Source organism: Cytobacillus sp. EB106-05-05-XG126, from assembly GCF_058791715.1.
The window spans coordinates 1,053,222-1,065,512 of the sequence record NZ_JBYTDU010000001.1 but is presented as its reverse complement, the minus strand read 5'-3'; the positions used below and the strand labels follow the sequence as shown (position 1 = coordinate 1,065,512).

The window sequence follows — 12,291 nt, the reverse complement described above, 5'->3', positions numbered from 1 at the left end:
AATTCTATGCGAAAAATCCCCGCTGAATTGAGCGGGGATTTAAAGCTAAAGCAGCAAATAGGCCAGTGGAGCAGTAATCAGTATGGTCAGAATTGTTCTTTCTGCCCAGATGACAAGCAGCTGCGGAATAGTAATAGGAATTTCTGTTGATAAAATACACGGGACAAGTGCAGAAAAGAAAATTATAGCTGATACGGAAACAACACCGATTACAAATTTAGTGACTAGTGCAGCCTCCGCTGCAAGCAATGCTGGAAGGAACATTTCAGCAATTCCCACCGCACTGGCCTTTGCTGCCAATAACGGATCAGGAAGCTGTACGAGAGCCGTAAAAGGATAAAAGATATAACCCAGCCAATCAAATACAGGAGTGAATTCGGCAAGAATCAGGCCCAATAAACCTACTGACATAATGGAGGGCAAAATCGACATTGTCATGACAAACCCATCTTTTAAATTATCCTTTATGTTTTTCCATAATGTGGGTGACTCAGCTGCTGTATCCATCGCTTCTTTCCAGGCTGCATGAAGACGGTTTCCTGTAAAGGTTTCAATTGGAGGATCCTGGTTATTGTAATATTCTTCGCTCATTGATTTAAGAGGCCAGATTCTTACGGTAATAGCCGTTACGATGAAAGTGACAGCAAACGTCGTCCAAAAATAGGTGTTCCAGATGTCCATCAATCCAAGTGTTTTAGCCACAACAATCATAAACGTTGCGGAGACCGTTGAGAATCCGGTAGCAATAATGGCTGCTTCCTTAATGCTATATTTTCCTTCTTTAAATACCCTGTTGGTTATGAGCAGTCCGATTGAATAGCTGCCTACAAAGGAAGCAACTGCATCAATGGCTGATTTTCCTGGTGTTTTCCAGATTGGCTTCATTATCGGCTGCATAATGACACCGAAAAATTCAAGCAATCCATATCCAACCAGCAGGGCAAGAAATACTGAGCCGATTGGAACAAGAAGTCCGACAGACACCACCAGTTTCTCAAACAAGAAAGGTCCCATGCTCGGGTCAAATAGCCAGGCAGGGCCGAAACCGAAGACAATCATAATGGCTGTGAAAAATCCGATTACCTTAAAAAAAGAGAAAACAGTATTTACTTTATTTTTGTTCCAGGCTTTTGTATAGAATGGATAAATGGCGCCGAGCAGTATGACAAGCAACGCATAGTATGTTACAGCTGCAGGCAGGTATGTCTGAATCGCAGTTACGATATGGTCCAGCATAATGGAGGATTTCCCGTTAACAGTGACTGGTATAAAAAACATAAATATGCCAATGGCACTGAAGAGAAAAAACTTAGCCTTATTTTTAATCGTTGCGTTGGGATTTAGTTCAGGCTGGCGGGATTGACTTAATATCGTTTCTTTTTCCATTCTCATTCCCCCTCATAATATTGCGGGTAAGGAGCAGAGTGAGCCCCTTACCTTCTGTTCATTAAAGCTGTTAAAAAGGTCAGAAATGTATACGTGCCTGCTTTAACGGTTGGCTGTGCCTGGTGATCTCTTGTTGGATCAAGGCAGACAATATCCATGGCTGCCGTTTTGGAGGAAAGACCAGCTGCATATACGGCCGTAAATAGTTCTTCAGTGCTCATGCCGCCTGGTGTGGATGCAGGGACCCCAGGCGCAAAACCAATGTCCAGCACATCCATGTCAATCGTGACATAAATTTTGTCCACTTTTGATTCCAGCTGCCGGATTGATTCTCTAACCGTTTCCTCAATCCCCCGTCTTCTGGCTTCCTTTAAGGTAATATAATTGAGCTTATGTTCTTTAGCATAATGGACTAGCGACTGGCTGTTGAAAAAGCCATGAAGGCCAATATTGTAGACATTTTCCCCTTTAATTTTGTTGTTCTGAATCAGGTTGCGGATGGGCGTCCCATTTGTCGGTCCATGGTCTTTAAGACTTCTGAGGTCCAGGTGCGTATCCAGCTGGAGAATGCCGATTTCTTTTTCAGGCTCCAGTTCCTTCAGGCCGCTGACCAGCATGGCTGTGATGGAGTGATCTCCTCCGATCGCTATTGGGAATGAATCAGGAAATTGCGTCCGTACGTCCTTCATCGTTTGTTTTATATTGGAATGGCATTGCGGAATATCTGTGAAATGCATTTTAACGTCACCAAGATCCGCAACCTTCAGTTCTTGAAGATCCCTTTCAAAATCCAAATTGTACGTGGAAAAGCCTTTCCAGGATCTCCTGAAGGATTCAGGAAATTCAGATGCTCCTGATGCACTTATTGATGACCGGGAAAGAGGGACACCGAAAAGCACGACATCCCAGTTTTCTTTCTTTAATTCCTCATCCCTCTGGTTTTGGCGTATCCATTCACTCACCTTTACGTCAGTTCCCAGTTCGGTTTGCGGCCAAAAAAACCCGGGAGGATTTATTGTTGGTAGCATAAGCTTCCTCCCTTCACGACCACTTCCCCATTTTTAATCACTGTGTCTGTATGGTTCATGCCGTAGTGATATTGCATTTGCATGTAGTTTGGTACATTGAGCAGAAGCAGATCAGCTTTTTTGCCGCATTCTATGCTTCCCACTTCTTCTGCCCGATTGATTGCATGTGCTGCATTAATGGTAGCGGCGGCAATCGCTTCTGCAGGTGTAAGTCCCATGTGCATGCATGCAAGATTCATCATAAATGGCATGGAGCAGGTTGGCGAAGATCCGGGGTTGCAATCGGTTGATAAAGCAACTGGAACACCCTTATCAATCATGCGGCGGCCTCTGGCTGCTTCAGCCATCAGGAAGAATGCTGTGCCTGGAAGAAGCACACCGATTACTCCCTTTTCAGCCATCATTTCCATGCCTTTATCAGATGCTCTAAGCAGATGATCTGCAGAGATGGCACCAACTTCTGCAGCAAGCTCGGCCCCCTCATAAGGTTCGATTTCGTCAGCATGGATCTTAGGAATAAGGCCATGTTTCTTCCCTGCTTCAAGAAGTTTTCTGGACTGCTCCGGTGTGAATACCCCTCTTTCGCAGAAAATATCATTGAATTCGGCAAGCTTTTCTTCAGCTACTTTCGGCAGCATTTCTTCAATAACCAAATCTATAAATGCATCTGGATTCTCTTTGTATTCGGCAGGAACTGCATGTGCCCCCATAAAGGTGCGGACAACATCCACCGGATGCAGTTCATCCGCTTTCCGGGCTGCCGTCAGCTGCTTTCGCTCTGTTTCCCAATCCAGTCCATATCCGCTTTTTGCCTCTATCGTGGTTACTCCGTGTTTAAGGAAGCGATCAAGACGGACAAGGCTCGCATCTGTCAATTCCTCTTCAGAGGCGTTTCTGGTCATAGAAGTGGTAGCGTGAATTCCGCCGCCATTGTTCATGATTTCCATATACGTCGCCCCGTTCAGGCGCATATTGAATTCCTCTTCCCTGCTGCCTGCATAAACAAGGTGTGTATGCGGATCAACCAGTCCTGGAAGAAGGATTTTTCCTGTCGCATCAATGATTTCAGCTTCCTGAAGCCGGCTTTGATATTCAGCTTGGAGTTCCGCTGTTGTCCCTGCTGCTTTAATTCTGTCCTCTTCAATCCATACTGCCCCGTCTTCAATGATGTGAAGCTCGCTCATTTTTTCTTTTGTCAGCGGCTGTTTGGAGCTGCCCTTTAAGGTAATCATTTGATTTGCATGTTTGATAAAAATAGGTTTTGAGTGCATTTTGTGCTCCTCCTTAAAAAATGGAAGTTCCAATCCGAAGGAATCACGGATTGGAGGGCTTCCTCATTGAAAATATTAATGGTTATTTGCAAGTTTAAGAGTTTTATTTGCAGATTTGACTGACCTATTTGCAAATTAGCATGGTTTATTTGCAGATTTTTCACTTCTATTTGCTAATTTCATAAAATTTCTTTATTTCATCATTGGAATGTTTACGCCTTTTTCTTTTGCTGTTTTGATAGCAAGGTCATAGCCTGCATCTACATGGCGTACAATTCCCATTCCAGGATCAGATGTGAGGACACGTTCAAGGCGCTGTTCTGCTTCCTTCGTGCCATCCGCAACGATGACCATTCCAGCATGTAAGGAGTATCCCATTCCTACTCCGCCTCCATGGTGGACGGAAACCCAGCTTGCTCCTCCGACAGCATTGATCAGTGCATTCAGGATTGGCCAGTCTGCCACTGCATCACTGCCGTCCTTCATGGCTTCTGTCTCGCGGTTTGGAGATGCAACTGAACCGGAATCCAGATGGTCACGGCCGATAACGATCGGTGCTTTAAGTTCTCCGCGGGCAACCATATCATTGATGATTTTTCCAAATTTTGCGCGCTCCCCATAACCAAGCCAGCAAATTCTTGAAGGCAGTCCCTGGAATTGAATTTTCTCACGTGCCATCTTAATCCATTTGCAAAGATGTTCGTTATCTGCAAATTCGCGCAGGATCACTTCATCTGTTTTATAGATATCTTCGGGGTCTCCTGATAATGCTACCCAGCGGAAAGGCCCTTTCCCTTCACAGAATAACGGACGGATGTAGGCAGGCACGAATCCAGGGAAATCAAACGCATTCTCAACACCCTCATCTTTCGCAACCTGACGGATATTGTTTCCGTAATCAAATGTAACTGCGCCCTTCTTTTGCATGTCCAGCATAGCCTGAACATGGACAGCCATGCTTGCCTTTGATTTCTGAACATATTCCGCAGTTTCTTCCTTTCGCAGAACAGCTGCTTCTTCTAAAGAATAGCCGATTGGAACATAGCCATTTAAAGGATCATGTGCAGAAGTCTGATCAGTCAGTACATCCGGGGTGAAATTCATCTCAAGCATTTTTGGCAGAATTTCAGCTGCATTGCCTAATAGCCCGATAGAAAGCGGACGGCCTTCCTGTTTTGCCTCTGTTGCCAACTCAATAGCCTCTTCAATTGAATAAACCTTTGTATCCAGGTATTTCGTTTCAAGCCTGCGGTCAATGCGGTGTTCATCCACATCAATGGCAATGCAGACACCATCATTCATGGTTACGGCGAGCGGCTGAGCGCCACCCATTCCGCCAAGGCCTGCTGTTAACGTAATCGTCTGTTTCAGTGAGCCGGAGAAGTGCTGCCTGCCAAGCTCGGCAAATGTTTCATAGGTTCCTTGGACGATTCCTTGGCTTCCGATGTAAATCCAGCTTCCCGCTGTCATTTGGCCATACATCATCAGGCCTTTCTTATCAAGCTCATGGAACGTATCCCAGTTTGCCCAGGCCGGCACCAGATTCGAGTTGGCGATCAATACCTTTGGTGCATCTTTATGTGATTTAAATACCGCAACCGGCTTTCCGGATTGAACAAGTAGTGTTTCATCGTCTTCTAATTCATGCAGTGTTTTTACAATTGCATCATAGCAATCCCAATTTCGGGCAGCCTTCCCTATGCCGCCGTAAACAACCAGTTCTTCCGGAATCTCTGCAACCTCTTTGTCTAAATTATTCATAAGCATACGAAGTGCCGCTTCCTGAATCCAGCCCTTTGCGTGGAGCTCACTGCCTTGATAATTTTTAATTTCCCTTTTTGTTTCCGCTTTCATTGTTATCCCTCCAATGTTATCTCATATTTAAATTTTATAATGAGAAATGTCTGAAAAGTAGAATAATTAGGTTTGGTTTTTTGTAAAAATATAAGATTATATTCTTGAATTATGTCTATTTTTATATTAATATTGGTGTTTTTATAAAAAACAACAAAAATAAAACCCCCATTTAAAAGGAGGTTTTGTGCATACTTTTTCTAAATTGATTAGGTGGTATACCTTTAATTTTACTGAACACTTTATTGAAGTATTGCTGATTTCGAAAACCGCAGACAGATGAGATTTCTTTTATGCTCATTTCTGATTCCAGCAGCAGCTTGGCAGATTGCCTGATCCGGGTTTCATTAAGGAGCTCCCGAAATGATTTGCCGCATTTTTTTGCCAGCATGGAGCTAATATAGTTTGGATTTCGATCTGCATATTCAGCTGCCCTTTCAAGCGTAATTGAAGAGTCCCAGTAATTTGTTTCTATAAAGAATTGGACTCTGTCTGTAAGATCCAGCTTCAGTTTCTTATCAGATCGAATGGTCTCAAACACATATGAAATGAAGCTGATCATTTTGTTAATAATCCGGTAGATCAATGGCGAATATAGGATCGTCTGGAATAAACGAAGGTATTCCTTCTCCATTTCTCCGTCCGCAAGGCGGAATGTCTTCATATGCCTGCGGATTTGCGCAAGAATACTGGTCAGCCGGATTCTGATTAGGCCGGGTTCCGGATATGGATCTTCCAATATAAGAAATTCTTTGGAAAACCATGATTTGATCCCTTCTAAATCAGCCTGATTCAGGAAATCAATCCAGCTGCTCTGTTCCTCGGGAGTTAAGAACGGATCAATTGAAAGCCATTTAGGCAGCGATGCTTCCTCAATTACCTGATTAAACCCCCTGAAAAATGTTAACTCCATCAGTTTTCTATTCGCATCATAATGGCTTTTGAGAGTATTCTGACCTTCCTGGCCAGTATGAATGCTGATGGCAATTGGTTCAGGTGAGGTTTCCTGCCAATTCCTCATAAATTTGACGCTTTCCTCTTTCCACGATACGCCCGATTTTTCAGCAATTATCAATACCATGTCACTTAAAATAAAATAATCGACTCGTTTCTGGAACGCATAGCTTTCCAGAAATTCATATAAAATTGGAAGCTCGAGCACATTTTCAGTTTTTATGCCAATGGAAAGAAAAGGCTCTGCCGGATCTTTCGTTTCTAAAAATATATCCTGGTAATTGAAATTTTTATCTGCTTTTATGCTGGAGCTTTTTTCAGCAGCTGGAGCTTTCAGCTTTTGTCGCCTCTGAATGTTTCGTGCAGATTTCAATAAAATATCAGCTGAAATGGGCTTAAGTATCAAATCGGCTACACCCATGTCAATGGCTCGCTTTGCCTGTGCAAAGGTCGCTTCCATTGTAAGTGCAATAAGATCCGGCCCTATAATTTGAATGGTTTTTAAGAAAGAGCTGTATCTATCTTCCTTTATCAGATCAAGTTCAAAAATCAGCAGATCGGGCTGAAAAGTCTCAAGCTTTTTAATAAGCCCTGCCTCATCTTCAGCAGACTCCACATCCCATGCGTTCATGGAAGATTTCAACAGCCACTCTATACCCTTTGTATCGTACTCATCCCGATTGGCCACAAGTACCTTGTACATGCTGCCACTTCCTTTCTTAAATCTATTATGAAATAATTTTTCAGCAGCTGTAAAGAAAAATCGGAAAAATCCCGCAAATAGTAGACAAGTTATGATGCCCTTAAAGCATATCTATATATGGACAACTAATTTTGGAAGGAGTATGACCATGCCTTTTCTTGTATTAAAGAAACGCAGCATCATTGTCTTTGTCATCATATTTTCAGTCATTGTTTCTGCATCTGTATGGTTTTTTTCAAAGTCTGACAGTTTGGCGGTATTAAACCAGAACGAAGGCGAAAAAGTCCGGGAAATCCATATGGTTACAGGAGAATTTAAAGCCAAGCTGCCTGATGGCAAGGAAATCGAAGCATATCGCTGGGATCCGGGAACCATTTTTCTGGAAAAAGATGAAAAGGTTAACCTGAAGATTTGGGGAGTCAACGGAATGGAACATCCTTATATCATCGAAGGAACCGATATTAAGGGTGTTGTAAAGAAAGCCGAAGAAACAGTGGTCCCTCTTCAATTTGATAAAGAAGGCGTATACCGTCTTATTTGTCTTACTCATCCGGATAAGGATAATAGCGGACCTATGATTGCTTATATTGTAGTAGATTAATGGGCAAAGCAAAAGCACCGGATTATTCCGGTGCTTTTCTTTACTGTCTAGCGCAAGCAGCTTGCCCCCTCGAGGTGTCGGGGGTGGGCAAGGCGCTGGAGCTTTTCCTCTTATCTCCCAATAAACATTTGTGTCCAATAGTGTCCGTAAGTTCCGCCCTGTGCGTAACCTACTCCGATTTCTGTGAAGTTCGCAGATAGGATATTTTTGCGGTGACCCTCACTGTTCATCCACGCTGTTACCACTTCCTGAGGAGTTCTTTGCCCGGCAGCAATGTTTTCCCCAGCAGTTCTGTAGGTAATTCCGAAGCTCTTCATCATATCAAACGGGCTTCCGTATGTAGGTGAGTTATGATCGAAATATCTCTTATTAATCATATCCTGAGATTTGTACCTTGCTACTCTCGCAAGCTCCCAATTTGATTTCAGCGGCTTTAATCCGTACTTTGCCCTTTCCTGGTTAACAAGCTGAACTACTTGTTCTTCAACGCCTGTTGTGGCTTTTGAAAGAGTAGGGATATTCACCTTTTGTCCGGGATAAATGAAGTTCGGGTTTGAAATCTGCCCGTTGGCATTAATGATTTCAGGAACACCCACATGATACTTCATGGCAATCTTCCACATCGTATCCCCTGGCTGAACGGTATGTACTGTTGATGCTTTTGCATCAAAATTGAATCCAAAGACAAGTGCGACAGACAACATTAAAATGAATGAAAGTTTTGATAGTGTTTTCATATTTATATTTAATCAAAAACTTCTACTCTAATAAACAGGTAATTGTTGGCGCCGAATGTAAGAATTTCATATAATTTCTATCAGTTTTTATGGTCGGATTTTCATCTGTGTATAACAGTTCACAGACTCTGGATGGTTTTGTAATACACTTTTTGTCTGAAGTTGCATAATAACTATATTTCACAATACGTTCAAAATGTTTGTGATTTATTTCACATTAAATCTGTTATATTGATAGTATAGTAAAGTTGTAACAACTGTTATACAAATAATCTCTTTGAGGTGAACTGGCATGGAAAGATGGAACGGCTTTAAAGAAGGCATTTGGACACGTGAAATTGATGTTAGAGATTTTATATTAAAGAACTTTACACCTTTTTCCGGGGATGAATCATTTTTGAAAGGTCCTACAGAAGCTACATCATTATTATGGGAAAAAGTAATGGCTCTCACCAAAAAGGAGCGGGAACAAGGCGGCGTGCTCGATATGGACACAGAAATCGTCTCCACTATTACCTCACATGGACCTGGTTATCTCGTTCAGGATAAAGAAAAAATTGTAGGTGTCCAGACTGATCAGCCGTTTAAGCGCTCTCTTCAGCCATTTGGCGGAGTCCGCATGGCTGTGGCTGCCTGTGAAGCATACGGCTATGAAGCCAGCAAAGACATTGAAAAGATATTTACGGACTATCGCAAAACACATAACCAGGGCGTGTTTGATGCCTATACGGATGAAATGAAGCTTGCCCGTAAAGCTGGCATTATTACCGGACTGCCTGATGCATATGGCCGGGGCAGGATTATCGGAGATTACCGCAGGGTTGCCCTTTATGGGGCTGACCGCTTGATTGAAGCGAAAAAAGCTGATATGAAATCGACCTCAAGTGTAATGACGGAAGAAAATATTCGATTGAGGGAAGAAATTTCAGAACAGATCAGGGCTCTGAAGGAACTGAAGCAGCTGGCAAACAGCTACGGTTTTGATATATCAAAGCCTGCAGGAAATGCTCTTGAAGCTTTCCAGTGGCTGTATTTCGCTTATCTTGCTGCCATCAAGGAACAAAATGGTGCCGCTATGAGTCTTGGCCGTGTTTCCACTTTTCTTGATATTTTCATAGAAAGAGACATTAAGAACGGGGTACTTACCGAGACGGAAGCTCAGGAGCTGGTTGATCACTTTGTCATGAAGCTGCGTCTCGTAAAATTCGCCAGAACGCCTGATTATAATGAATTATTCAGCGGTGACCCTACGTGGGTTACAGAGTCCATTGGCGGGATGGCGCTTGATGGCCGCCCGCTTGTAACAAAGAATTCTTTCCGCTTCCTTCATACCCTTAGAAATCTTGGTCCTGCTCCGGAACCGAACTTAACGGTATTATGGTCCTCCAAGCTTCCTGAGAACTTTAAAAAATATTGTGCCAGGATGTCAATCGAAACAAGTTCAATCCAATACGAAAACGACGATATCATGCTTCCCGAGTATGGCGATGATTATGGAATCGCCTGCTGTGTTTCTGCCATGGAACTAGGAAAACAAATGCAATTTTTCGGAGCAAGAGCCAACCTTGCAAAGGCCCTCTTATATAGCATTAATGGCGGCAAGGATGAAAAACTGGGCATTCAGGTCGGCCCGGCCTATGCCCCAATAACATCAGACATCCTTCAATATGAGGAAGTGATGGAGAAGTTTGATTTCATGATGGAATGGCTGGCAGACCTATATATTAATACTCTGAATATCATTCATTACATGCATGATAAATATAGCTACGAACGAATCGAAATGGCTTTGCATGACTCCGAAATTCTCAGAACAATGGCCACTGGCATTGCGGGTCTGAGTGTTGCGGCCGATTCGCTAAGTGCCATCAAATATGCAACCGTTAAGGCAATTCGTGATGAGAACGGGATAGTGATTGATTTTATAACAGAAGGAGATTTTCCAAAATACGGAAATAATGATGATCGCGTCGACAGCATCGCTATAGACCTGGTGGAACGGTTTATGAAGAAGCTGCGAAAGCATCAGACTTACAGAAACTCTATGCACACGATGTCGATATTAACCATTACATCAAATGTGGTATATGGCAAGAAAACTGGCAATACACCTGATGGACGGCGTGCCGGAGAGCCATTTGCCCCAGGTGCAAATCCAATGCACGGAAGAGATACGAAAGGAACGCTTGCTTCCCTGTCCTCTGTTGCAAAATTACCGTACAAACAGGCGCTCGATGGCATCAGCAACACCTTCTCCATTGTTCCTAAAGCACTTGGAAAGGATGATGAAAGCCGTGTTCGCAATCTGGTATCCATACTCGACGGTTATGCCATAAAATCCGGGCATCACTTAAATGTCAATGTATTCAATAAAGAAACACTTATGGATGCCATGGAACATCCGGAGGAATATCCGCAGCTGACCATCAGGGTTTCAGGCTATGCAGTAAACTTCATTAAGCTGACTAAAGAGCAGCAGCTTGATGTAATAAATCGAACATTCCATGAATCCATGTAACCAATCGGATGGCGCGCCATTTTAATCGGCCCCCTTGTTCAAAAAGCTTTAGCAAGGTGCAGTTTCGGCTGCCCCGGTGCTTATGGAAAGGAAGATGATCATGCACGGCAACATTCATTCAATAGAGACATTCGGTACAGTAGACGGACCAGGCATCCGGTATGTTATTTTTACACAGGGGTGCCTCCTTCGCTGTCAATTTTGCCATAATGCAGATACTTGGGAAATTGGAACAGGGAAGCAAATGTCCGTTTCAGAAATCATGAATGACCTGCAATCCTATCTCCCCTTCTTCGAGGCTTCCGGAGGCGGCATCACAGTCAGCGGCGGTGAACCTTTGCTGCAGATTCCATTTCTTATAGGGCTTTTTAAAGAATGCAAGAAACTTGGCATTCACACTGCCATAGATTCATCAGGGGGCTGCTATTCCAGCTCCCCGCTTTTTCAGACACGGCTGAAAGAGCTTATGAACTATACGGACCTGGTACTGCTGGATTTGAAGCATATTGATAGGGAGAAACATAAAAAACTGACAGGACTTACAAATGAGCACATCCTTCAATTTGCGCGGTTTCTGTCTGATCATCAGGTGCCTGTATGGATCCGCCATGTGCTGGTGCCAACAAGGTCTGATGATGAACGGGATCTGGAACGATTGGGCCGTTTTATAAAAGAGTTGAACAATGTGGAAAAAATTGAGGTTCTCCCCTATCACAAGCTTGGTGTATATAAATGGGAAGCGCTTGGATTGGAATATCCGCTGAAGGATATTGATCCGCCGAGTGAGGAAAAAACTGAATGGGCCTATCGGCTTTTGGCTGGGTTATAAAAGTTGTTTTTGATTTAGGATTTTAGTTGCAGCGTTTTATGTGGTTTGCCCCAATTTCGATTGGGGCTTTGTTTGTGTCTTGTAGTTGTTCTTTTGGGTGTCGGGTTAGGACGCAAAAATGATGCCGGCTGAGTCTGAAGTTGACTGGAGTTCGGACACAAAACCGCGAACGGATGCCGGCTGAGTCCGAAGATGGCTGGAGTTCGGACACAAAACCGCGAACAGATGCCGGCTGAGTCCGAAGCTGGCTGGGGTTCGGACACAAAACCGCGAACGGATGCCGGCTGAGTCCGAAGTTGGCCTGAGTTCGGACACAAAACCGCGAACTGTTGCACGCAGAGTTCGAAGATGGCTGGGGTTCGGACACAAAACCGCGAACTGTTGCACGCAGAGTCCGAAGATGGCTGGGG

At 43.6% G+C, this 12,291-nt stretch carries 9 protein-coding genes; 3 read left to right on the top strand and 6 right to left on the bottom strand.

What is annotated here, in order from left to right:
• Positions 1-45 precede the first annotated feature (45 nt).
• From AC3WTL_RS05315 to AC3WTL_RS05295, 5 genes are all read right to left on the bottom strand, one after another.
• Positions 46-1,386 (bottom strand): YjiH family protein, encoded by a 1,341-nt coding sequence (locus tag AC3WTL_RS05315; protein WP_492369165.1) that lies wholly within the window; start codon positions 1,384-1,386, stop codon positions 46-48.
• 47 nt (positions 1,387-1,433) lie between these two features.
• The gene (locus AC3WTL_RS05310) at positions 1,434-2,414 is read right to left on the bottom strand and encodes an agmatinase family protein (RefSeq protein ID WP_248347308.1); all 981 of its coding nucleotides are present in this window, start codon (positions 2,412-2,414) and stop codon (positions 1,434-1,436) included.
• Entirely contained in the window at positions 2,399-3,685 is a 1,287-nt protein-coding gene (gene hutI / locus AC3WTL_RS05305) for an imidazolonepropionase (RefSeq protein ID WP_248347311.1), read from the bottom strand. The genes AC3WTL_RS05310 and hutI overlap by 16 nt, the downstream gene beginning before the upstream one ends.
• 192 nt (positions 3,686-3,877) lie before the next feature.
• Positions 3,878-5,539, bottom strand: coding sequence for a urocanate hydratase (hutU, locus tag AC3WTL_RS05300; protein ID WP_248347314.1), 1,662 nt, complete (start codon positions 5,537-5,539; stop codon positions 3,878-3,880).
• Between the two features lie 172 nt (positions 5,540-5,711).
• A complete protein-coding gene (locus AC3WTL_RS05295; RefSeq protein WP_248347317.1) occupies positions 5,712-7,196 on the bottom strand; it encodes a response regulator transcription factor in 1,485 nt (494 codons plus the stop codon).
• Positions 7,197-7,344: 148 nt separating this feature from the next.
• Between AC3WTL_RS05295 and AC3WTL_RS05290 the strand changes: the two genes are divergently transcribed.
• Positions 7,345-7,797: a cupredoxin domain-containing protein gene (locus AC3WTL_RS05290; RefSeq protein WP_222500771.1), complete on the top strand. Its 453-nt coding sequence runs from the start codon at positions 7,345-7,347 to the stop codon at positions 7,795-7,797.
• Between the two features lie 110 nt (positions 7,798-7,907).
• Here AC3WTL_RS05290 and safA read toward each other — a convergent pair whose 3' ends face one another.
• Positions 7,908-8,534, bottom strand: coding sequence for a SafA/ExsA family spore coat assembly protein (safA, locus tag AC3WTL_RS05285; protein WP_222500773.1), 627 nt, complete (start codon positions 8,532-8,534; stop codon positions 7,908-7,910).
• A 292-nt stretch (positions 8,535-8,826) separates the two neighbouring features.
• Here safA and pflB point away from each other — a divergent pair, with 292 nt between their 5' ends.
• Together pflB and pflA are read left to right on the top strand one after the other, a co-directional pair.
• On the top strand, positions 8,827-11,052 hold the full coding sequence (gene pflB, locus AC3WTL_RS05280) for a formate C-acetyltransferase (RefSeq protein WP_248347319.1): 2,226 nt from the start codon (positions 8,827-8,829) through the stop codon (positions 11,050-11,052).
• 100 nt (positions 11,053-11,152) lie between these two features.
• Positions 11,153-11,881 carry a pyruvate formate-lyase-activating protein gene (pflA, locus tag AC3WTL_RS05275; protein WP_492369164.1) on the top strand — a complete coding sequence of 243 codons (729 nt, stop codon included), beginning with the start codon at positions 11,153-11,155 and terminating at the stop codon, positions 11,879-11,881.
• Positions 11,882-12,291: the final 410 nt, after the last annotated feature.